The sequence below is a fragment of the Microterricola gilva genome, assembly GCF_004217495.1.
In the GTDB taxonomy this organism is placed as follows: Bacteria; Actinomycetota; Actinomycetes; order Actinomycetales; family Microbacteriaceae; genus Microterricola; species Microterricola gilva.
In genome coordinates this window covers 2,497,760-2,520,753 of sequence record NZ_SHLC01000001.1, presented here as the reverse complement: position 1 = coordinate 2,520,753, position 22,994 = coordinate 2,497,760, and the positions used below count along the sequence as shown (strand labels likewise).

Below are 22,994 nucleotides of genomic sequence, written 5' to 3'. Positions count from 1 at the left end.
CGACCGATAAGCTCCCGGCATGAGCACATCGACGCGCGCACAGGACCGAACGCTCAAGGACTGGTTTAGTCAGATTGAGGGCGGCCGAATTGTGCTGCCCAGTTTTCAGCGCGCTGAGGCCTGGGACCGTGGTCGAGTGATGAGCATGCTCGACACCGTCATCCGCGACTTGCCGCTGGGGGTCGCGCTCGTGCTTGAAGTGGGCGACGAAGAGCGTTTTGTTTCGCGGCCGTTGGTCACGGCGCCGAACCTCGACGTGAAGCCGAACGAGCATTTGCTTGATGGGCAGCAGAGGTTAACCGCTCTTTGGCGAGCGTTCAACAACAACTACGAGGATGTGACGTTCTTCGTACACGTGCCCCAGCTTGACGCGGATCCCAGTAACGATGACGAGGAACTTGGAGTGCGTCTTGTCACGCGGTGGACCAAGAACGGGCGCCGCATGCCTCTTTGGGTGGATGACCCCCGCCAGTGCCTCGAACGCGGACTGATCCCGGTCCAATTGCTCCGACCTGACGCGTCCGGTGAGTCGATCGCGTGGGCTGAAGCCGCTACCGCGCACCTCGCCCCAGGCGATGACGTGACGGAGCTTTCCGAGTTTCGACAGCTCCAAGGCGAGCATGTGGCGCGCAGAGATGAACTGAAGGATGTCTATCTCCAACCGCTCCGCGGGATCGTGAGCAACTACAACATCCCCTATCTCCTGCTCAAAGCCGCAACGCCGAAGCACGTCGCCCTTGACGTCTTCATCAAAATGAACACCAATAGCAAGCCGCTAAGTACTTACGACGTGATCGTTGCCGAAGTGGAGAACGCGACGGGCGAGCTGCTTCACGACAAGCTGGTCGACCTGGGCAGGCGCGTCGACGGCATCTCGCGGTACGGCAACGTTGGCGATCTCGTTTTGCAAGCTAGTGCGCTATTGCAGGGAAAGGTTCCCAATGCGCGCGGCGAGCTAGACATGGACATGGCTGAAATGATCACCAACTGGGACAAGCTGGAGCGAGGGCTGCGCCGGACCGTCTCGTTGCTGGAGGACGCGCACATCTACGATGCGAAGCGACTTCCGACCGCAGCCCCGCTGCCAGTAATCGCAGCTCTCTACGTGCTCATTCCGGACTACGGAGATGAGGTGGCCAACGCGGAGAAAGTACTCAGATCCTACTTATGGTCCTCATTCTTCACCTCCCGCTATGAGAATTCCGTTGCCAGCCGGGCATACAGTGACTTCAAAGCGCTAGCCGAAGCGCTGGAAGCATCAGCGGGCGGCCGAAGCACGTTCGATGGTTCTGGAGTTGCAGTCCTTGATCGAACGCTCTTTCCTTTGCCTACCGCGGAACAACTGAGGTCAGCTGGCTGGCCCGCAAGCAAACGTGTGCTAGCGCGAGCAATTCTCGCGGCATCCCTCAAGTTTGGGGCCGAGGACTTTGCCGATTCCCGAACCATCACGGCGGAGACGGTTCTCCACCGTGAGTACCATCACCTCTTCCCTGACAAGCTGCTTGAGGATGCGGGAATTGATTCTGATCTCGCCCTGAATTGCGCGCTAATCACCTGGCGTACAAACCGCACGATCGGGCGGCTGGACCCGGTCCGTTACCTCGAGGCGAGGGCTGATGGCGCCATAGGGAATGCCTCCGAGATTTCGCGTCGGCTTGCAACGCACATGGTCCCGTACGCCGAACTTGCGGCAGCAGGCCCATACGGCCACCTCGAAGGCGAAGCCCTCCGCGAGGCGGTTGGATCCGATTTGAACGTGTTCCTCGATGAGCGGGTAAAGCTGGTGGGGGGAGCAATGTTGCTTCTGTGCGCCGGCGACAGGCCGAGCCTCGATCAGGTCCGTGAACCCGCGATTGCTGGAAATCAGCTCTTTGCGCAATGAGAGCACACCCGATCGGCGCCCGGCACTCTCCAGCCTTTTGGGCTGCCCCCCCCGTTCCGCACGGAGCAACGGCAGAACCAACGAGGGCGCTCCCCGCTGTCGAGTCCGGCTTCTACGCAGCCACCTGCGTCGCATGATCGCTTCCGATAGGTTCTAGCCACGCGCGAAGAACTCACTCTCTCGGACTTGCAGATCTACGGCGCTGAGGACGCCAACGAATTGGGTGCAATCCATGATGCGCTTGACCAAGCCAATGGTGAGACCGGCGAGCCTCTCGATGACCGAGGTGCGGATTGGGCGCGTGTGCGGAGCGAGATGCTCTGCGCAGCTGACGCGGTGGAACTATCCGACGTCCCTTCTGCGCCGGGCGTCTATGTATGGTTTCGCGACGACGAGCCAATCTACGTGGGCGAGGCGCGGGGCAAGAAAGGATTGCGTGGCCGGCTCCAGGCACATCTTGCGATCGGTCACGATTTGAGTCGGACCACGTTTCGAGCAAGCGTCGCCGTTCGGCTGCTCGGAGTCGATCGAGCTACGGCTAGATCGCGACCGTCAGTGCTATCACCGGCGCAGGTCGCAATCGTCAACCAGTGGATCGCGGAGTGCGACCTCGCGTGGGTAGAGTGCGCAAGCCCGGAAGAAGCACACGATCACGGGAGGTCCGCGGCGAGCGCAGTGAAGGGCAATCAAGTCGATAGGGCCGCTGCGCGGGGAGCATGCTCGTGGAACACCGAGTGCGACCGTGTCGGACTCATTCTTTGAATGCTGGTGCCACTCGGAGCGCGGAAGCGCGACGGCGGCTCGCGTCGGCGAACAGGGCGAGGTGCTCAGCTCCTACTCCTCGCTCGGCGGCAAGAGTGACGGCGAATCACAAGAGTTGGTGGCGTTCGTCGTCGATGCCGCGCTGCGGTTCCAGTTGGGTGGACTGCTGCAGCTTCGGTTGACTCCCTGACCTGCGGTGACCGGTCACCGCTGCCAGTATTTCCTGCAGGGTAAGCAGATCCTCGACAAATGTGGAGGAAAAGGGCGCTCGATGTGAAGGAAAACGCGTTGGGTGGTGGCTTGTGATTCGCGCCCTGACGCGTTTCGCGAACAGCCCAACTGAGGGGCTGTTCGCGAAACTCGTCGCAGAACGGCCCGCAAACGGGATCGCCCTCAAGGAAGTTCGGGGACGAGTCTGCGTTTCCGTTGCGTTTTCGTCGTTGCTGAAGGCGCTCGCCAGAGTGCCATGCCGCCGGGCGCTGAATCTGCGCGCCCGTTAACGGCTTTCGGGCTCGCCGAAGAGTTCAGTGAGCCGGGGGTGTTGCCTCTGGGGTGGTGTCGGGTGCCACACCGCGCTCGGCGGTCACCCACCCGTCAGCCGAATGCAACCAAGGTCATGGCCGGGTGCAGCTAGGATCGGGCATACCCGGAAGAATCCGGTTCGATCCGCATGGGGGCCTGTATGTCTGAGCCGTGGCTGTCCGCCGACGACATCGCCGAGCATCTGGGCGTCACGAAGGACTCGATTTATGCCTGGATTGCTGAAAAGGGGATGCCGGCGCACAAGGTCGGGCGCCTGTGGAAGTTCCAGGCGAGTGAGGTGGACGCGTGGGTGCGTAGTGGTGGCAGCAGCGCCGGGGGTGCTGCGTAGAAAATGCGGATCATCGACAACGTCTCCGATCTTCTCGGCGACGACCTCAAGTCCGAGTTCGGCCGCGGCTCGAAGGTGCGCATCGCCGCATCGACCTTCTCAATCTTCGCATTCGAGGCGTTGCGCAAAGAGCTTGAGCATGTCGAGGAACTGGAATTCATCTTCACATCGCCGTCGTTCAGCAACGGCCAGGTGACAGACAAGCTCCGCAAGGACCGCCGAGAGTTCTTCATCCCACACGCCGAGTCATCCCTCTACGGGTCAGAGTTCGAGGTTCGCCTCCGCAACAAGCTGACGCAGCGCGCGATCGCTCGAGAGTGCGCGGCGTGGGTGCGTGAGAAGGTCACGTTCCGAACCAATGCCAGCGGTCACCAGATGCAGCAGTTCGCCGTGGTCGATGACCGCGCCGCGTACATGCCGCTTCAGGGCTTCACGACGGCCGATCTCGGCTACGAGCGTGGCAACGCCGTGTCCAACATGGTCACGAAGTTCGAGAGCGCCCCCGAGACGAGCAGCTTCCTCAATCTGTTCGATCAGATCTGGGCAAGCCCCGGTCAACTCAACGACGTGACACAGGCCGTGCACGACCACATCGCGAGCGTGTACGCCGAGAATTCGCCGGCCCGCATCTACTTCCTCATCCTCTACAACCTCTTCGCCGAGTTCCTCGACGAAATCAGCGAAGATGTGCTCCCGAACGACCGCACCGGCTATCAGGAAACTAAGGTCTGGCAGAGCCTGTACAACTTCCAGCGGGATGCCGCGACCGGCATCATCAACAAGCTCGAGACGTACAACGGCTGCATCCTTGCCGACAGCGTCGGGCTCGGAAAAACATTCACCGCGCTGGCGGTCATCAAGTACTACGAGCTGCGCAATAAGTCCGTCCTGGTTCTGGCTCCGAAAAAGCTGGCCGAGAACTGGACGAATTACAACGCCAACCTCACGACGAACATCTTCTCGAGCGACCGATTCAATTACGACGTCCTTGCGCACACCGATCTCTCCCGCACACGCGGTGAATCACTTGGCCTCCGCTTGGACCGCATCAACTGGGGCAACTACGACCTCGTCGTGATCGACGAGTCACACAACTTCCGCAACGCCGACTACGCCGAAGAGAAGGAATCGCGTTATCAGCGCCTCATGCGGCAGGTCATCCGCGAAGGCGTGAAGACCAAGGTGCTGATGCTGTCGGCGACGCCGGTGAACAACCGATTCAACGATCTCAAGAACCAGCTGCAGCTGGCGTACGAGGGTGAAAGCGACACACTCGCCGCGAAGCTCACGCTGTCGACATCGGTCGAGCGGGTGTTCCGCGATGCCCAGACGGTGTTCAACGAGTGGTCGAAGCTGCCCACTGAGGAGCGCACCGCCGATCGCATCTTGCAGATGCTCGACTTCGACTTCTTCGAACTGCTCGACGCGGTCACCATCGCGCGGTCCCGAAAGCACATCCAGGCGTTCTACGACACGAGTGAGATCGGCGCCTTCCCGAAGCGCCTGCCACCGGCGTCCATCCACGAACCACTCACCGACCTTGCCGACGTTCCCTCGTTCAACGAGATCTTCGAGCAGCTGCAAGCCCTCGAGCTCGCGGTCTACACCCCGCTCCGATACGTCTTCCCAAGCCGCATCAGCAAGTACGAGGACCTCTACAACGTCACGACCGGCAACGCCCGCTCGAACCTCGGCCAGAAGGGTCGCGAAGAGGGCCTGAAGAAGCTCATGACAGTGAACCTGCTGAAGAGGCTCGAGAGTTCAGTTGAGGCCTTCCGACTCACGCTTGCGAAGATCGAGGATGCCACAGGCAGCACTCTCACGCGACTGAGCAACCATGCGGGGGCTATTCCCGAGATCCGAGACCTGGACGATCTCGACTTCGACCTCGACGATGAGGACGACGCCAATGTCGAGGCGCTGTCGTTCGGCGAGAAGATCAGGATCGACATCGATGACATCGATGTCGCCTCCTGGCAGCGAGACCTGTGGAACGACCGCGAGACTCTGCGCGAGCTGATCGACGAGATGCGGAAGGTCGCGCCGGCGCATGACCTCAAGCTCCGTAAACTTCATCAGCTGGTCCAGCAGAAGGCGGAGCATCCGCTTAACACCGACAACCGCAAGGTGCTGATCTTCTCCGCCTTCGCCGACACCGCGAACTACCTCTACCGCGAGCTCGCGCCGGCGCTCCAGCAGGCGGGGCTGGAGAGCGCCGTCATCACGGGCGGCAGCCACGGTGCGAAGTCGACGCTCGGTACGGGCTTCGACTTCCAACAGATCATGTCGATGTTCTCGCCCCGGTCCAAGCAGCGTCACCTCACGATGCCCAACGAGACGCGAGACGTCGACGTGCTGATCGGCACGGATGTGATCAGCGAAGGTCAGAACCTTCAGGACTGCGACTACCTCATCAACTACGACATCCACTGGAACCCGGTGAGGATAATCCAGAGGTTCGGTCGAATCGACCGCATCGGATCGACGAACGAAGTCATTCAGCTCGTCAACTTCTGGCCCGATATCTCCCTCGATGAGTACATCAACCTCAAGGAGCGCGTCGAGAACCGGATGGTGATTGCTGATCTCGCCGGCTCTGCCGATGACAACGTGCTAAACCCCGAGGACTCGGATGCTGCGTTCCGCAAGGAGCAGCTTCGCAAGCTGCAGGGCGAGAACATCGAGCTCGAAGACGTACGCGCGGGTGTCTCGATCACCGATCTCGGCCTCAACGACTTCCGGATGGACCTGCTCGCCTACATGAACGAGTACGGCGACATCGTAACAGCACCGCGGGGTTTGCACGCCGTCATCCCCGCAGACCTCTCCATCGGTCTCCTCCCTGGCGTGATCTTCGCGCTGAAGAACGTCAACGCCGATCCTGCGGTGAACCGCGGCAACCGCCTGCACCCGCACTACCTCGTCTACGTCGACGACAACGGCGACGTCATCGCCGACCACACCGAGGCGAAGCGGCTGCTCGACCTCGTCCGTGCCGGGTCTCGCCCGCATGATGAGCCCGTGGCCGAGGTCACACGCGTCTTCAACGACGCCACCCGCGAGGGCGCAGACATGGGCAAGTACTCGGCGCTGCTGACGGATGCCATTCACTCGATGATCGACATCACCGAGCAACGCGACATCGACAGTCTGTTCCGCGGTGGGCACACGACCGCGCTCACACAGCAGATCGCGGGGCTCGATGACTTCGAGTTGATCGCGTTCATCGCGGTCGTCGATCCAACGGATGCCTGGTGAGTGACATCCTGTATAAGTGGCCGACCGGTGCGCGCTTCGGCGCACGCGTGCCGAAGGAGAAGTTCTACGAGTATGGTTGGGTCAGCTCGGCAGTGCGCGAGAAGTTCGTCTCGGACGTGCAGCGGATCACGTGGACCCACAAGCTCGCCGAAGAGACGATCAACCTCACGGGCACGACGGCGGTGCCCGAGATCGAGATATTTGAGATCGACAGCAAGGCCGACGATGTCGCCGACGCCGTGCTGACCGCCATCGACAAGGCGGTGCCCAATCCGATCATCTTCGAGATCTCCCGAGAGAGAACCGGGCGCCGTGAAGTCCGCATGGTCGCAGCCCACAAAACGCGCGGCGCCCGAACGCCAATGGTGAACGGCTATTACTCCACGCGATGGATGCCCGCAGATGCCGAGCGCTCGGCGTTGCCGACGGCGATCTCCTTGCCTGCTCTCTACGCGGAGCTCCTCGCCCCACTTACTCCCATCGACGTGCGACCGGGTGAGGAAGTGTCTGATGTTGCCGAGAGACTGGAAGTGGTGCGACGGCTCCAGCGAGAAGTCGCTGGACTCGAACGCAAGATCCGCTCAGAGCCGCAGCTCAATCGAAAGATGGAGCTGCGACGAATGCTGAAGATGAAGCAAGCAGAACTGGAAGAGCAGAAGTGACCATGGAGAAGCTCCGGATGACATCCCCCGACCTCACCCAAGTGAACATCGACAAGCTCGCCGAACTCTTCCCGACCGTAGTTACCGAGTCCGTGGATGAGAGTGGTGCACCGCGCCGCGCCATCAACTTCGATCTGCTCCGCCAGGAACTGGCCGACCACATCGTCGAGGGGCCGCAGGAGCGCTACCAGCTCGACTGGCCCGGGAAGCGTGCCGCCGCGTTCGCGGCGAACGCCCCTATCGCGAAGACACTGCGCCCGGTGCGCGAGGAGTCCGTCGACTTCGACACCACGAAGAACCTCTTCATCGAGGGAGACAACCTCGACGCGCTGAAACTGCTTCAGGAGTCCTACCTCGGCAAGGTCAAGCTGATCTACATCGACCCGCCCTACAACACGGGCAACGACTTCGTCTACGAAGACGACTTCGCCGAGTCGAGCGCCGAGTACCTCGCCCGGTCGGGCCAGAAGTCGGAGACCGGTGACCGCCTCGTCGCGAACCCTGAGTCGAATGGCCGGTTCCACTCCGACTGGCTGAGTATGATGTATCCGCGGCTCAAGCTTGCGCGGAGTCTGCTGAAGGACGACGGCGTCATCATTGCGGCAATCGACGATAATGAGCACGGCGACCTTCGCATGCTCATGGATCTCGTCTTCGGGGCCGACAACTTCATTGCTGATGTTGTGTGGCAAGGCGGACGCAAAAATGACGCGCAGTTTTTGTCTCCATCGACCGACTACATGCTTATCTATGCACGTGACATGGCCGCCCTTCACAATGTTCGATGGCGCGAACCTAAACCCGGTGTTGACGCGATCCTGGAGGCCGGGCGCCGGGCATGGGAAGAGTCGAACCACAACGCGGATGAGGCGACCCGACGCCTGAAGCAGTGGTGGGCAAGACTCGCTCCCGACGATGAAAAACGGGGTTCCGAGCACTACAACCAGGTGGATGGCGACGACGGTCGGCCAGGCGTCGTGTTCTTCGGGGGTGACATGCGCAAACCTGCGCCAACGTCGACCTCGCGGTACGACATCATCCATCCCGTAACTGGCAAACCGGTCAACATGCACCCCAACGGGTGGGCGTACGCGCCAGAAAACATGAAGCGATTGCTGTCGGAAGGTCGCGTGAAGTTTGGGCTAGACGAGACAACGCGCCCAACGATGAAGCGCTACCTCGATGAGACGAGTACTCAAACAGTCATGCCAACGTTCTACGCCGATCGTCGAGCCGCATCCAACAGGCTCCGGGCGCTGCTTGGAGAGGGGATCTTCGACTTCCCCAAGGATGAGCGTGTACTCGCCCGCTGGATCAACCTGGTCACCCAGTCGGAGCCCGATGCCCTGATCCTGGACTTCTTTGGTGGCTCGGGCTCCACATCCCATGCTGTGATGGACCTAAACGCGGCTGATGGAGGACGTCGGCGCTACATCCTCGTGCAACTAGACGAGGAAATTCAGCACCATTCGTACGAATCAATCGCAGAGGTTGCTCGCGAGCGGATAAGACGGGCGGGCCTGCAGATTCACGAGCAGGCAGGACGCGACTGGCCGGCCCTGGATCTCGGTTTCCGCGCGCTGAGGGTTGACACGACCAACATGGCCGACACGCTCTCGACAGCAGACGACCTGGTACAAATCGCGCTCACCGAGTCTGTCGGCAGCGTGAAGCCCGACCGCACTGATGAAGATCTGTTGTTCCAGGTACTCCTCGACTGGGGACTCGACCTCGCTGCCCCGATCGCTGCCGAGGAGGCCGGATCCAGTCGCTTGCTGTCTGTTGACGACGACGCCCTGATCGCGTGCTTCTCCAACGAGATCACCGACGACATCGTGAAGACAATCGCAGCGCGGCATCCACTCCGGGCGGTGTTCCTGGACGCGGGCTTCGCCACCGACTCTGCACGGATCAACGCCGAGCAGATTTTCCGTGAGGTGTCGCCCGAGACTGAATTGCGAACGATCTGAGGCCCGCATCTATGACCCCCGCCGAAATGACTGCACTCCTCGACCGACTTCTCGCCGGTTGGGAGAACGAAGTTGTCGAGTTCAAGGAAGCCGGCGACGGCTACTCGACCGACAAGATCGGCGAGTACTTCTCGGCGCTGTCGAACGAAGCCAATCTGCGGGGCGCGGACTCAGGCTGGTTGGTGTTCGGTGTCAAGAACAGCACTCGAAAGGTCGTCGGCACTGCCTACCGCCCAGAGCCGGAACGGCTGCAGGGTCTGAAGATGCAAATCGCTGAGAATGCCGATCCCAGCGCAACCTTCAGCGAGATCCTCGAGCTCGCGCATCCCGACGGCCGGGTCCTGCTTCTGAAGGTCCCACCGGCACCTCGTGGCATCCCCATCGCATGGAAGGGGCACTACTACGCACGCAGCGGCGAGAGCCTGGACTCGCTGCATCTGTCCAAGCTCGACGAGATCCGCGCCCAGACGCTTGCCACGGACTGGACCGCAGCTGTTGTCCCATCCGCAACGATCGAGCACCTCGATCCGACGGCGATCGCCCGTGCTCGCTTGGGGTTCACTGAGCGGAACCCACGCCTGGCGGAGGAAATCCAAACGTGGAACGACGCCGTCTTTTTGGAGAAGGCGCGCTTGACCGTCGATGGCGGCATCACGAGGGCCGCGCTGATTTTGCTTGGCGACCGCACCTCGGAGCATCTCCTCAGCCCTCATCCCCTCGAGCTCACCTGGAAGCTCGTCGGGCAGGAGTCAGCCTATGAACACTTCCACCTGCCGTTCCTGCTGACCGCCACGTCGCTCAAGAACCGAATCCGGAACGTTCAGATCCGCCTGCTGCCCCCGAACGAGCTGATCTACCGCGAGATCAGCAAGTATGACGAACGTAGCCTCCTCGAAGCCATCTACAACTGCATCGCTCACCAGGACTATCGACGCAACTCCCGCGTGATCGTTGTCGAGCACGTCGATCGTGTCGAGTTCATCAGTGTCGGCGAGTTCTTTGACCGCACGCCCGAGGAGTACATGCTCAGTGATCAGGTTCCTCGCCGATACCGCAACCCGTTCCTGGTCGCTGCGATGACCGAGCTCAACCTCATCGACCATATGGGCAACGGCATCCACCGGATGGTGCAAGACCAGGTTCGAAGGTTCCTGCCTCTGCCCGACTACGACCTCTCGGACCCCGGCGAAGTCACGCTGACTATCTCCGGCGCGGTCATCGACGAGGCATATTCACGACTGCTCATGGTTCGTACCGATTTGCCGCTGGACGACGTGCTCGCACTTGACCGCGTGCAGAAGCGACTGCCGATCACCGATGAGGCGGTCTCACGGCTACGCAAAGCCAAGCTCATCGAGGGGAGACGCCCCCATCTACACGTGAGTGCAACCGTTGCTGCCATGACGGAGCGGAAGGCCGACTACATCCGCACGCGCGCACAAGACGACGCACACTTCGCCCAGCTCATCATCGACTACCTCAACCAGTACGGTGGAGCGTCCCGGAAGGAAATCGATGCGCTTCTGGGCAAGTATCTACCCGACGTACTGGACGCGACTCAGCAACGATCCAAAGTGACGAATCTGCTCAGCAAGATGCGGCGGGACGGAAGGATCCACAACGTCGGCACCCAGCAGAATCCCCGTTGGGAGCTTGTTTAAACATGTGTGTGGGAATGGCGAGCTACACAAACGATATACATCGCATGCCGTGGAGAACCCCGGAAACACGGGGAACTTCTTGTATAGGGCGGCGCCGAAAGCTAATCAATATCCAAGCCATCTATCCAAGCGAAGCAGGGCATCGGTGAAACTCCAGTTCAAGGTCCAGCAGTACCAGACCGAGGCCGTTGACGCCGTCGTGGACGTCTTCGCGGGCCAGCCGTTCGCCGACGGAGTCAAGTTCCGCATCGACCCGGGCAAGGCCAGTGCGCCGACGCTTCTCGAGGATGCGGGCCTGCGCAACTCCGCGATCAGCGTGTCGGCGCCGCAGCTCTTGGAGAACCTCCACGTAGTCCAGAAGCCTCGCGGACTGCCGCTGTCGAAGAGCCTCGTGACGTCACCGGCCGCACCGATCAATCTCGACATCGAGATGGAGACCGGAACTGGCAAGACGTACGTCTACATCAAGACGATCATGGAGCTGTACAAGCGCTACGGATGGTCGAAGTACATCGTGGTCGTTCCGAGCATCGCGATCCGCGAAGGTGTGAAGAAGTCGTTCGACATCACCGCCGACCACTTCCAACAGCTCTACGGCACGAAGCCCCGCACATTCGTCTACAACTCATCGCGGCTTCACGAGCTCGAGCGATTCTCCTCTGACGCCGGCGTGCAGGTGATGATCATCAACACGCAGGCCTTCAACGCGACCGGCAAAGACGCCCGTCGCATCTACGAGGTGCTCGACGACTTCCAGTCGCGCAAGCCGATCGATGTGATCGCCGCGAACCGGCCGATCCTCATCATCGACGAACCCCAGAAGATCGAGGGCGACGCCAAGAAGGCATCTAAATCGCTGACGGCCTTGGGGCTGTTCAACGCCCTGTTCGCGCTGAGGTACTCGGCGACGCACAAAATCGAACGCACGAAGGTGCACCGCCTCGATGCGTTGGATGCCTATAACAAGAAGCTCGTGAAGAAGATCGCAGTTCGCGGCATCACGGTGAAGGGCCTGCCTGGAAGCACCGCGTACCTTTACGTCGACGGGCTCGAGGTCGGCAAGGGCGCTGACTTCCCGAAGGCACGCGTCGAGCTCTATGTACAACCGGCCGGAAGTGCGAGTCCCAAGCCGAAGTCTGTGCGCCTCTCGAAAGGGTCCAGGCTTCACGACATCTCGAACGGCATCGAGGCCTACAAGGATCTCGTCGTCGTCGACGTCGACGCGAACCAGGACTTCATCGAACTGTCGAACGGCGAACGCATCTTTGCCGGGGAGGTCACCAACGATCTCACCGACGACGCGAAGCGCCGCATCCAGATCCGTGAGGTCATCCGCGCGCACCTCGACAAGGAGCGGGAGCTGTACGCGCAGGGAATCAAAGCGCTTTCACTGTTCTTCATCGATGAGGTCGCCAAGTATCGCGACTACACCCGGGAGGACACCCTCGGCGATTACGCGCGTGTCTTCGAAGAGGAATACGAGGCGATCGTCGCCGACTACCTCGGCCAGATGGATCTCGATGAGGCATCGGAGCGGTATCGCGCCCACTTGACGTCGATCCCGGTCGGCAAGACCCACCAGGGCTACTTCTCGATCGACAAGAAATCCGGGCGCCAAGTCGACGGGTCGGTGAAGAAGACGGGTGAAACCGCCGGCCAGTCCGATGACGTGGCAGCTTACGACCTGATCCTGAAGAACAAAGAGCGACTCCTGTCGTTCGAGGAGCCGGTACGGTTCATCTGGTCGCACTCTGCGCTACGGGAGGGCTGGGACAACCCGAACGTCTTCGTCATGGGCATGCTCAAGAAGAGCGACAACACCACGACGCGGCGTCAGGAGATCGGCCGTGGTTTGCGGCTCTCGGTCGACCAGCACGGTGAGCGAATGGACAACCCTGTCACTGTGCACGACATCAACGAACTGACGGTCGTGACCGACGAGTCGTACACGGAATTCGTGACCTCACTGCAGAAGGAGATCCTCGAGTCGCTCAGCGCCAGGCCCCGCAAGGCCAGCCCCGACTTCTTCGCGGGCAAGATCGTCGAGAACCCCACGACCGGCGAGAAGGTCGCGATCACAGACGACCAAGCCAAACAGCTGCAGTTCTGGCTCACGACGAACGGCTTCATCGACTACGAGCAGCACCTCACCGACAAGTGGATCAGCCGTGGCGACATCGACATGCCGCCGATGCCCGCCGGCCTCGACCAGTACCACTATCAGATCGCCGAGCTGATCGACTCTCTGCACCTGGACATTCCCGCACCGACCGACGGGCGCAAGCCGAAGAAGGTTCCCCTCAACGAGGTGAACTTCCACAAGCGCGAGTTCCAGGAACTCTGGGGCCGCATCAACCACAAGGCCGTCTACCAGGTGGAGTTCGACTCGGCCGAGTTGATCGAGAATTGCATTCAAGCCCTCGACAAGTCGCTGAAGGTGACCGTCATGCAGTACGTCGTGCAGAAGGGCGTCCAACTCGCCTCCCTCGAGGCCGAACAGCTCGAGACGGGCGAGGGCTTCAAGGTCACGACCACCAAGGTTGAAGAGTCGGCGCTGTCGGCCGGTTCGACGGTCAAGTACGACCTTCTCGGCGAAATCGCGGAGAAGACCCAGCTCACCCGCCGCACATGCGCCGCAATCCTCACCGGTATCAACCCCGCGACGTTCGCGAAGTTCAAGCAGAACGCCGAGCAGTTCATCACCGAGACCGCGCGGCTCATCAACGAGCAGAAGGCGACAGTCATCGTCGAGCACCTCACGTACGACGCGCTCAATGACCGCTACGACTCGTCGATCTTCACCGAGAACCAGACTGCTCAGGACCTGTCGAAAGCCGGCGACAAGCTCAGCAAGAGCGTCTACGAGTACGTCGTCACTGACTCCAAGGTCGAGCGCTCATTCGTCACCGAACTCGACACTAGCGACGAGGTCGTCGTGTTCTCGAAGCTGCCCCGAGGGTTTTTCATCCCGACACCTGTCGGCGACTACAACCCCGACTGGGCGATCGCGTTCCGCGAAGGCAGCGTCAAGCACGTGTACTTCGTCGCCGAGACCAAGGGCTCGATGTCCACCCTCCAGCTCAAAGGCATCGAGGACGCCAAGATAGAGTGCGCCCGCAAGTTCTTCGCGTCGCTGAACGACAGCGCAGACGTCTCCGGCGTGCAGTACGACGTCGTTGACAGCTACGACTCGCTCCTCCAACTTGTAGGGGCGTAATAGTCACTGACATCAGCAATGCCGCCGACGCCGCCACCGCAGCCCGATGGCGACCGGCTCGCACGCCTCAAGATCGACAAGTTTCGGGCGATCGGCTCCGCGGATTTGGAGCTGGGTGACGCCGCTGCGCCAGCCGGTCAGAGTGGATCGGGGAAGTCGTCCATCCTTCGGTCGCTCAACGCGTACTTCAGTTTCAACGATGAGAAGGCTAGCTTCCAGAACGGTAATCGTGCATACGGGACGAACCGGGGCGGCTGATCCCGCACCCAATCGCAGCGGACGCATACTGCGTCACGGGGGATACGCCCTCGCGCGGCAACAGCGAAGTAGTCGGCACGAGCGCGACCCCGCCGTGCATCCGAACCCAAACGGAGCAGGTTCGAGCCGCAGCTCGTGGAGCGCTTTCGGTCTCCACAGCAGCAGTGCAACCGACAGCTGCGTTCGGCTCGTTCAGCGCAAGTCCGATGCCTCTTGAAGCCGCGCGAGCACGGGCGTCGAGACCACCACGAACACCAACACGGTGGCCCAGACGGTGGCCCAGAATGCAACCCGGAAGCTGTGCTTCTGCCTCTTTTGGTGGAGCAGCTGCTGGGTGATGAGAGAGCCGGGCCAGCCGCCCAGGAGACCAAGTAGGAGAACAGTGTTCTCGGAGGTGCGCCAACGCCCCGCTTTCGCCGCTGATTTGTCGATGGCATATGCGATGTAAGTCACCATGCTCGCCACGCCGTAGACGCCCAGGAACCAGAGAGGGAGCGGCCAGTAGAAATTCACCGCCAGGCACAGCGCGGTGAAGAGGGCGAGCATCGCAACGGTCGCAACGAGAGAGCGTCAGCGGGGTTCGGGCTACCCGAGCAGGTGACTGAGCAGGCGGCCGGCGACGGCGGCGCGGTCCGCGTCGGTCGCGAGCTGTTCGAGGCCGAAGCCGAGCATCACCGTGTCGGGGGTGGTGACCGCCGAGACGATGCCGCCGAGGCCGTTCGTGCGCACGAAGTCCGAGGCGTTGCCGGGGCTCGTCTCCGGTGCTCCGGGAACGGTCCAGGCGCCGAGGCCTGTCTCGAAGCCTTCGGCCTCCGACTCGCCCGCAGCGGTCACGAGCTTGGTGTCGTCGACGATCAGCCCGGTGCCGCCCGTTGACGGGTCGGTGACATAGCTGACCGAGAGCTCCACCTGCTGGCCGGCGAAGGCGCTGAGGTCGTAGGAGACCGGCACCCAGCCGCCGGAGCTGGCGGTGAACGAGTTCCAGTCGCCGCTGCTGCCGCTCGGCAGGCACGGGTTGGCGAGCGTGAGGTAGTTCGCGAGCTGCGGGTGTTCCTCCATGAAGAAGCCCGCCTCACATTCGAACGGGACGTCGCTGGTCGTGGCGATGTCGCCGGGGGTGCCGTTGTCGGCATCCGCGAGCGTCGTCCAGTTGTCACCGCCCACGGTGCGAGCCTCGACGATCACGTGGTCGTAGCCCTCCTCGGTGTCGAAGGAAAACTGCGCCTCGAACGCCGGGGTGTCCGCCGCGGTCAGCGCGCTGAGGTCGTAGCTGCGCGTGAGGCGCTGGTAGCCGTCATCGATGTGCGACGCGGCCATGGCCCACGAACCCTCGATCGCGATGAACGGTCCCTGCGGGTCGGCGTAGTCGGCGACCGCCGCGCTCTCGAATTGCGGGAACTCCTCGACCGGCAGCGTCGCGCTGGTGGGTGAGAGGGCGCCAGCCTCGTCGACGGGGTTGTCGACCGTGGCCGGGCCGCCGAAGAGGGCCGAGATGCCGTCCAGCGGGGGAGCGGTTCCGATGACGCCACTCGCCGCGAGCGGGGTGCGACCGTACTCGCCCAACCAGTACTGGGTGAAGTCGTCGGCGTAGAGGAGGCAGTCGGCGAAGGCGTCCTGCGTGACGGCGCAGGGCTGGTCGGGGTGGCCGTCGAGGCCGTAGTAGATGCCGCCGAGTGTGCCGGCGAGGATGCCGAAGTAGCCCGTCGTCTCACCGGCGTAGGCGAGCTTGCCGCCCTCGTTGAGGTAGTCGCGCAGTGCGATCGTCAGGTACTGCGTGCGCTCGGCCACGGAGAGGTCGGGCAGCGCCTGGCTGCCGAACTCGGTGAGTTCGTCCTCTGGATCCTGAGTGAGGCGGTTGTCGCCGAGGTACCAGAGCGCCGCGTCGTAGTGGCTGAGCACGGCGAGCGGATGCGGCACACCCTGCGCGTCGACATCCCAGACGTCCGGGGTCACGCCGTTGGCCTCGAGCGCCGCGACGTGCTCGTCGAGGTACTTCGGGGCGGTCGTGCCGGCCGGGTAGGTCGGGTTCACGCCGGTGTAGTCCTCGTTGGCGATGACCAGCGCCGGGTTGCCGGTGTCCTGGGCGAGCGTGTACGTGAAGTGCTCGCTCTCGACGGTGCGGGCGGCGGCGCTGCCCTTCGTGTCCTTGGGGTGCGCGCGGCCGGTGAACCACACCTCGACGCTGTCGCCGGGCTTCGCACCCGTCACGGTGCCGCGGTACTCGGCGTAGTAGTCGGTGTTCTCGGAGCCGTAGCGCTCACCGCCCATCCACTCCTCCACGGCGCCGCGCTTGGCGGGCCCGCCGTTGATGGAGTAGTTCAGCTGCTTCTTCTGCAGGGCGCGCTTGGCGACGACGGCCACCGGCTGCGGGTCGCCGTAGGAGACGGTGAAGCTGTCGACCTGGAAGTCGGCGGCGTCACGGTTGACGACCGAGACGGGGTCGTCGGGGTCGAGCGCCGATTCGGCGACGGCCAGAGCGAACGGCACGTTCTTCTCGAACTCGGCCTGGATGAGGCCCTCGTCGTCCGGGAAGTTGAAGCCGCTCAGGCAGTCGCCGGACTCCCAGGCGTCATCCGGAATCGAGTCGGACACCGTCTCACACGTCGTCATCTCGGGGGTGAAGCCGAGCGTGCCGTAGGCCTCCTGCATGTGCGAGTCGGTGTCGCCGTTGGTCGTGTACAGCTCGGCCGAGATGTCGGGGTCGTAGCCGGGCACGGCCGGGTTCTCGTCGTCGCCGACCATCGCCTCGTAGATCACGTCATCCGGCGACGGGGTGGCCACCTGCCAGCCGATGCCGTGCAGCAGCAGCTCCGAGGCGGAGTGGTAGTTGATGAAGAACTCGGGGGTGAGGCGCTTGAACAGGGAATCGAGCGCCTGCGTCTCCGGCTCGGATGCCGGCGCGGTGCCGCGGTACGTCTCGCTGGCCGGGTTCGGCGACGAACCCTCGTTGTCGTAGCCCCAGCGGGTCGGGTAGTTGCGGTTGAGGTCGACGCCGTCACCCGTGCCGATCACGCCGTCGCCGTTGTTGTCGTGCAGGTTCTTCCGCCACAGCCGCTGGCCGTCCTGGAAGGTGAAGTCGTAGCCGTCGGGATTGGCGACGGGGATGAACCACATCTCGGTGGTGTTCACGAGATTCGTGATGCGCGGGTCGCTGCCGTAGCCGGTCAGCACCTCGTTGAGCAGGCGCCGCACCATCTCGGGCGTGATCCACTCGCGGGCGTGTTGAGCGCCGATGAAGACAGTCGTCGGCTTCGCGCCTTGCTTGCCCGATTTGGGGTTCTTCGTCACGCGCACCGCCGTGATGTCCTGCCCGTTGACGGTCTTGCCGATCTGCTGCAGCTGCGCGATCTTCGGGAAGGCGGCCGCCTGGGCGACGAGCTCCTCCTGCAGGCCGCCTGCGCCGCTGTACATGCGATAGACGCCCTCGGCCTGGAGCATGCGGCGGCCGGCATCCGGTGTCGCCTTCAGCTCCAGCTCGGTGCCCGCCTCGGCGAGCTCGCTCGCCTGCTCGCCGCTCAGGATCACCTGCACGTCGAAACCGCCGCCCTCCGTCGGGGCGGCCGCGACGTCGTGGCGGTCGACACCGAGGTCGACGAGTGCCGCGAGACCTGCAGCATCCACGCTGCCCGTGTAGACGGAGAGGTGATCGGATGCCTCAGGCGGCGGTGCGCTCGCCATGCTCGGTGCTGCGCTGACGCCGGTGATGACGAGCGCGGCGACGGTGGCGATGGCGAGTTGACGGAACATGAGCACTCCCTTGTGCTAGCCGAACGGTACCCATCCTTGACCCCCCGTTCAGGTGGCGTCAAGGGGGAATTTGGCGAGCCCGTCGATCGTGCGGCTGGGCGGATGCCGGCGCGCAGCGCAGCGGCATCCGCCCAGGGGTCGCACGCAAAGGTGCGGCTACGCCCACTCTTCAAACACGATCAGTGGCACCCGCACTCGCCAGGTCTGCCGTGCTTTGCTGGAGCCGAAGGTGGTCTTGGTGGCGAAGTCGATGCCGCCGTTGCACCAGATCCACACCAGGTACCACTCGTTGCTGGAGGCCCAGAAGTAGTCCTGGTTCGACCAGTAGCCGTTCTGGCTGTCGGAGTGGTCTTCGTACCAGCCCGTTCCGTCGTTCCAGAGCTGATCGCGGCGGTCGAGCACGGTCTCCAGCTGGCCCGGTCCGACCCAGCGCAGCACGAGCTTGCAGATCTGCGCGCGGTTGTGGGCCACCTGCAGGCTGGAGCTGTCGGCCCAGTCGTAGTCGTAGGAGGTGAGCGCCGACACCCGCACATAGGTGCTCGGCGACTTCGGCTTGAACCAGACGCCGATGCCCGCACCCGCATACATCCAGCCGTCCTCGGCCACTGGCCGATCCACGTACGTCTCGATCAGGTCGATCGACATGGAACCGCGCGTCTTGTCGGCGCTGGGGCCGCGCGCCTGGGTGCCGGCTGCGCCCGGGGGTTGAAACGTCGTCCACGCGGTGTCGTACGGCGGCACAGCGATGAACAGTCGGTCGCTGCTGCCCTGTGTGTTCAGGCTGAGCGTGTGCATCATGCCTTGATCGCTCGCCAGGTGGTGCGCGGCGAAGGCCGGAGCCTCGATCGTGCTCAGGCTGTCGGCCAGGGTGATGAAGCGCTCATCGAGCTGGGACACGGTCTGCGCCACGAGTTCCGCCCGCTCCCACGAGTGCCGGAAGGAGATGCGCGCCCTTTTCGACGCATCCGCGAAGATCTCCTCCAGCGGACGCCCCGGGTCTTTCTCCTCGGGCTTCTCGTAGCTGCTGTCGATCGACATGGGAACCTCCTGCACGGCGCGCGGTGGCGCATTGGCGCGGTTTCATGAATAATGCTCAGATGCTACGCGCCGCCCGGTGCAGCGGCAATCGAATCGTGGGAGCTCGTGCGAGCTCGGCGCGAGGGGCGCGATCTCGGGCGGGCCGAGCGGCTGCTGAGGAGGGCATCGTGGCCTACGTCACCTGTGACATCGGAATCTCGGTTGACGGCTACAGCGCCGGACCGAACCAGAGCCAGACCGAGCCGCTCGGCGAGGGTGGCGAGCAGCTGCACCGCTGGATGTTCGAGGAGCCGGAGCTGCACACCGCCGAGCGCGATGCGATCGTCGATGCCGGCGCGTTCATCATGGGGCGGAACATGTTCGGGCCCATTCGCGGCGAGTGGTCGGGGGACTGGCGCGGCTGGTGGGGCGAGGAGCCGCCGTACCACGGACCCGTCTTCGTGCTCACGCATCACGAGCGTGCGCCGCTCGAGATGGAGGGCGGTACAACCTTCCACTTCGTGACGAAGGGCGTGGCGGCGGCGTTCGAGCTGGCGAAGGAATCCGCCGGCGGCCGCAACATCTCGATCGCCGGGGGAGCCGACACGGTGCGGCAATTCCTGAACTTCGGGCTGATCGACGAGCTGCGGCTGCACATCGCACCCGTGGTACTCGGGACGGGCGAGCGGGTGTTCGAGGGCGTGCACGATCTGCGGTTGGAGCAGCTCGGGGTGACGAGCTCGACGCTCGTGACGCACGTGAGGTACCGCGTGCTGCGCTGAGGCACGCTGCGGATGCCGGGGCGGGGGTGTTCACGGATCCGCTCAGGGCTTCGCGGGCGGGCCTCCTCGTTCCTCGTCGACCCGCTCGCTCAAGCCAGCGTGGGGATTGCCGCTCGCTCGAGCCAGCGTACGAATTGTCGCCGCCTAAGCCGGCGGGCATTTTCACGATGGCTTGAGGGAGCAGCCGAGGAACGAGGCCGCACCCGAAGCCCTGACACACGCGGACACAACCGTCATCGAGCCGAGTGAGCCGCGGCACAAGCTGCGGCGTTCCCGGACTCCGCGCGCAAGAGCGCCACCTCCCGCGCCATGACGCAGTCGTTTCCGGCGCAAGCACGGCAACCGGCGCGGTTGGCCAGTGGCAGGCGTGCGGATGCCGAGGGGCCGACTGCGCACGAGGCCTGTCGGTGGCCCGGCGTAGCCTCTGGGCAATCAATCGAAGACGCTCGTGCCGGGCTGGAGAGAATGATGAAAGTGCTGGTTGCTAGTGAGCTGGGCCAGGGCACCCGGCCGAGCGATGTGATGGACGCCATCGAGGGTGAACTCGTCTACATGGTCGATGTCTGCCCGGACAGCAGGCGGTTTCCCTACAGCGCATGGTGCGACTGCGGGATCACCTTCTGCGGCATCGTCAGCGGCGCGGTGACCTCGACGGCGCTGGTGCGTGACCTCGAGGGGCTCACATATGAGGGCTACGTCGCCTGCCTCGAGACAACGCACGAGGACGCGGTCCGCGGTGGATGCAGCTGCGGGTTCGATGCCGATGGCATCGCGAGCGCGCTCTGCGCGATTGCCGCACCGCTCCGCGACGGAACCGTCGTGGAGCGGTGCGTCGACCGAGTACGGGTGCGGCTGCGCGCCGTCTAGGTGGTCACGAGAACAGGCAGATTCGCCCGACCGTGCGCGAGAACAGGCTCTTCCGGCGCGCAGCCGTTGCTGCCGCCTGTTTTCGCGACGGGCGCGCCCTCCACGGTCCGGTCGAGGGCGCGGTGCGCGCCCTAGACCGCGGCGGCGTCGCGCTTCGGCAGCACCCAGCCGGGGCGCACGAAGTGGCAGGTGTAGCCGTTCGGGTACTTCTCGAGGTAGTCCTGGTGCTCCTCCTCGGCCTCCCAAAACGGGCCGGCCTGCGACACGGTGGTGACGACCTTGCCGGGCCAGAGGCCGGAGGCGTCGACATCGGCGATGGTGTCGCGCGCGATCGCGTCCTGCTCGGGGCTCAGCGTGAAGATGGCCGAGCGGTAGCTGGTTCCGCGGTCGTTGCCCTGGCGGTTCGGCGTGGTCGGGTCGTGCACCTGGAAGAAGAACTCGAGCTGCTCGCGGTAGCTCGTCACGCTCGGGTCGAAGACGATCTCGATCGCCTCGGCGTGCGTGCCGTGGTTGCGGTAGGTCGCGTTCGGCACGTCGCCGCCGCTGTAACCGACCCGGGTCGAGATGACGCCGGGGCGCTTGCGGATCAGGTCCTGCATGCCCCAGAAACATCCGCCGGCGAGGATGGCGGTTTCGGTTGCGGTGCTCATGCTGCGTTCTCCTAGATTGGGTTCGGTGGTGGCGTCTGCCTGAGATTCTGCGGGCGGTGAATCGGATGCCGGGGCGCCCGCCGCGGGGAACAACGACCGGTATCGACCGTACCCCTCCGCCTCGAGCTGTGCGAGCGGAACGAAACGCAGCGACGCGGAGTTCATGCAGTAGCGGAGGCCGCCGGCATCCGCTGGCCCGTCGGTGAAGACGTGCCCGAGGTGGCTGCCCGCCCCGCTCGAGAGCACCTCGACGCGCTTCATGAAGAGGGCGCGGTCGACCTTCTCGGTGACGGCGTCCGGCTCGATCGGCTTGGTGAAGCTCGGCCAGCCGGTGCGGCTGTCGTACTTGTCCGTCGAGGCGAACAGGGGCTGGCCCGAGACGACGTCGACGTAGATGCCGTCCTCGTGGTTGTTCCAGTACTCGTTGCGAAAGGCGGGCTCCGTGCCCGCCTCCTGCGTGACCCGGTACTGCGCGGGCGTGAGGCGGGCGAGCGCCTCGGGAGTCTTGCTGTAATCGTGTGACACGTCATTCCTCCTGGTGTTGCGGACACCGACTATTCGGAGTCACTGAGGAGAACGGATGGCGTGGCCGGAGTGTTCCGCCGAAGCTGCGCGCCGGCTGTGAGTTGTGTCGGCTTCATCGCCGGGCGCTGTAGAAACTGCGCAATCGCGCCAGAAGCGTGTACCGCGCAAGTGCGGTTTCTGCCGCGTGAAGGCTGCGCGCCGGGCTACCAGGCGATGAGCTTCGTCGGCGTGATGCGGATGACGGCGCTGTACTGCGCGGCCATGCTCCGCATCGTCATGTTGAGGTCGGCGAGGCCCGTCGTGTACTTCGCGCCATACGCCGCTCCGATGCGATCGACCCAGGCTGCCGTCGGGTCCGGTGAGATCTCGGCGATGCCCTGCAGCACGGTGAGCTCGTCGCCGTTGGCGCCGGCCTCGAGGTGCAGGAGCACCTTCGGGTTGCCCCGGATGTTGCGCACCTTCACAGCCCCCGGCTCGCTCAGCACGATCAGCTCGTCGTCGTGCCAGAGGAACCAGATCGGCACTGCGTGCGGGAAACCGTTGGCGCGCATGCTCGTGAGCCACCCGATCCGTTCGCGCTCGAGGCGGGCGATCGCGCGGCCCTGCACCTCGTCGGCGGGGTCGAGGCGGATGGCGGCTGGCTCGCTGCTCGCGGTCATGGACGGTCCTTTCGTGCTGGCAAACGGGTTGCGCCAGCCTAGCGGGGCTGCCTGCCCGCTCGTCCAGCTGTTTGAGCGGCCCGTCCGCGGCATCCATTCGCCAAAGAATGCGCCAAAACCCGAGTTTTGGAACCATCTTTGGCGAGTGGATGACGGCCGCGGCCGTCGCTGCGAGGCGGCGGCGCTCATGACCCGCGTCGAGCTGC

The 22,994-nt window shown here is 63.6% G+C and carries 15 protein-coding genes; 10 read left to right on the top strand and 5 right to left on the bottom strand.

Features of this window, described 5'->3' with window-relative positions; genetic code table 11:
* Window positions 1-19 precede the first annotated feature (19 nt).
* The 8 genes from EV379_RS11720 (at window position 20) to EV379_RS11685 (ending at window position 14,283) form a co-directional block, all read left to right on the top strand.
* Window positions 20-1,882: a GmrSD restriction endonuclease domain-containing protein gene (locus EV379_RS11720; protein ID WP_130506287.1), complete on the top strand. Its 1,863-nt coding sequence runs from the start codon at window positions 20-22 to the stop codon at window positions 1,880-1,882.
* Between the two features lie 742 nt (window positions 1,883-2,624).
* On the top strand, window positions 2,625-2,834 hold the full coding sequence (locus EV379_RS11715) for a hypothetical protein (protein ID WP_130506286.1): 210 nt from the start codon (window positions 2,625-2,627) through the stop codon (window positions 2,832-2,834).
* Window positions 2,835-3,326: 492 nt separating this feature from the next.
* Window positions 3,327-3,515 carry a helix-turn-helix domain-containing protein gene (locus EV379_RS11710; RefSeq protein WP_130506285.1) on the top strand — a complete coding sequence of 63 codons (189 nt, stop codon included), beginning with the start codon at window positions 3,327-3,329 and terminating at the stop codon, window positions 3,513-3,515.
* Between the two features lie 3 nt (window positions 3,516-3,518).
* Complete coding sequence (locus EV379_RS11705; RefSeq protein WP_130506284.1) at window positions 3,519-6,773, top strand: helicase-related protein; 3,255 nt, start codon at window positions 3,519-3,521, stop codon at window positions 6,771-6,773.
* Window positions 6,770-7,435, top strand: a complete 666-nt coding sequence (locus EV379_RS11700; protein WP_130506283.1) for a DUF4391 domain-containing protein — start codon at window positions 6,770-6,772, stop codon at window positions 7,433-7,435. Before EV379_RS11705 ends, EV379_RS11700 begins: the two co-directional genes overlap by 4 nt.
* Before the next feature lie 17 nt (window positions 7,436-7,452).
* Window positions 7,453-9,405 (top strand): site-specific DNA-methyltransferase, encoded by a 1,953-nt coding sequence (locus EV379_RS11695; RefSeq protein WP_130506282.1) that lies wholly within the window; start codon window positions 7,453-7,455, stop codon window positions 9,403-9,405.
* An 11-nt stretch (window positions 9,406-9,416) separates the two neighbouring features.
* Window positions 9,417-11,066: an RNA-binding domain-containing protein gene (locus EV379_RS11690; protein WP_130506281.1), complete on the top strand. Its 1,650-nt coding sequence runs from the start codon at window positions 9,417-9,419 to the stop codon at window positions 11,064-11,066.
* A 145-nt stretch (window positions 11,067-11,211) separates the two neighbouring features.
* Window positions 11,212-14,283, top strand: coding sequence for a type III restriction-modification system endonuclease (locus EV379_RS11685; RefSeq protein ID WP_130506280.1), 3,072 nt, complete (start codon window positions 11,212-11,214; stop codon window positions 14,281-14,283).
* Between the two features lie 450 nt (window positions 14,284-14,733).
* Here the strand turns inward: EV379_RS11685 and EV379_RS11680 are convergent, their stop codons facing one another.
* The 3 genes from EV379_RS11680 to EV379_RS11670 form a co-directional block, all read right to left on the bottom strand.
* Complete coding sequence (locus EV379_RS11680; RefSeq protein ID WP_130506279.1) at window positions 14,734-15,087, bottom strand: DUF1294 domain-containing protein; 354 nt, start codon at window positions 15,085-15,087, stop codon at window positions 14,734-14,736.
* A 39-nt stretch (window positions 15,088-15,126) separates the two neighbouring features.
* Window positions 15,127-18,288, bottom strand: coding sequence for a M14 family metallopeptidase (locus EV379_RS11675; protein WP_130506278.1), 3,162 nt, complete (start codon window positions 18,286-18,288; stop codon window positions 15,127-15,129).
* Window positions 18,289-18,444: 156 nt separating this feature from the next.
* Window positions 18,445-19,326 carry a hypothetical protein gene (locus EV379_RS11670; protein ID WP_130506277.1) on the bottom strand — a complete coding sequence of 294 codons (882 nt, stop codon included), beginning with the start codon at window positions 19,324-19,326 and terminating at the stop codon, window positions 18,445-18,447.
* A gap of 167 nt (window positions 19,327-19,493) precedes the next feature.
* Between EV379_RS11670 and EV379_RS11665 the strand changes: the two genes are divergently transcribed.
* Complete coding sequence (locus EV379_RS11665; protein WP_130506276.1) at window positions 19,494-20,087, top strand: dihydrofolate reductase family protein; 594 nt, start codon at window positions 19,494-19,496, stop codon at window positions 20,085-20,087.
* Window positions 20,088-20,561: 474 nt separating this feature from the next.
* Window positions 20,562-20,954, top strand: a complete 393-nt coding sequence (locus EV379_RS11660; protein WP_130506275.1) for a DUF7715 family protein — start codon at window positions 20,562-20,564, stop codon at window positions 20,952-20,954.
* Window positions 20,955-21,085: 131 nt separating this feature from the next.
* On the opposite strand, the gene EV379_RS11655 is transcribed toward EV379_RS11660, so the two are convergent.
* Window positions 21,086-22,129 (bottom strand): bifunctional methionine sulfoxide reductase B/A protein, encoded by a 1,044-nt coding sequence (locus tag EV379_RS11655; protein ID WP_130506274.1) that lies wholly within the window; start codon window positions 22,127-22,129, stop codon window positions 21,086-21,088.
* 203 nt (window positions 22,130-22,332) lie between these two features.
* Window positions 22,333-22,788, bottom strand: a complete 456-nt coding sequence (locus EV379_RS11650; RefSeq protein ID WP_165397358.1) for a pyridoxamine 5'-phosphate oxidase family protein — start codon at window positions 22,786-22,788, stop codon at window positions 22,333-22,335.
* Window positions 22,789-22,994 lie beyond the last annotated feature (206 nt).

Excerpts from the sequence above, each read along its gene's own strand:
- EV379_RS11680 (WP_130506279.1), bottom strand. The coding sequence starts at position 15,087 with ATGCTCGCCCTCTTCACCGCGCTGTGCCTGGCGGTGAATTTCTACTGG.
- EV379_RS11650 (WP_165397358.1), bottom strand. The coding sequence starts at position 22,788 with ATGACCGCGAGCAGCGAGCCAGCCGCCATCCGCCTCGACCCCGCCGAC.
- EV379_RS11720 (WP_130506287.1), top strand. The coding sequence starts at position 20 with ATGAGCACATCGACGCGCGCACAGGACCGAACGCTCAAGGACTGGTTT.
- EV379_RS11670 (WP_130506277.1), bottom strand. The coding sequence starts at position 19,326 with ATGTCGATCGACAGCAGCTACGAGAAGCCCGAGGAGAAAGACCCGGGG.
- EV379_RS11710 (WP_130506285.1), top strand. The coding sequence starts at position 3,327 with ATGTCTGAGCCGTGGCTGTCCGCCGACGACATCGCCGAGCATCTGGGC.
- EV379_RS11705 (WP_130506284.1), top strand. The coding sequence starts at position 3,519 with ATGCGGATCATCGACAACGTCTCCGATCTTCTCGGCGACGACCTCAAG.
- EV379_RS11690 (WP_130506281.1), top strand. The coding sequence starts at position 9,417 with ATGACCCCCGCCGAAATGACTGCACTCCTCGACCGACTTCTCGCCGGT.
- EV379_RS11675 (WP_130506278.1), bottom strand. The coding sequence starts at position 18,288 with ATGTTCCGTCAACTCGCCATCGCCACCGTCGCCGCGCTCGTCATCACC.
- EV379_RS11695 (WP_130506282.1), top strand. The coding sequence starts at position 7,453 with ATGACATCCCCCGACCTCACCCAAGTGAACATCGACAAGCTCGCCGAA.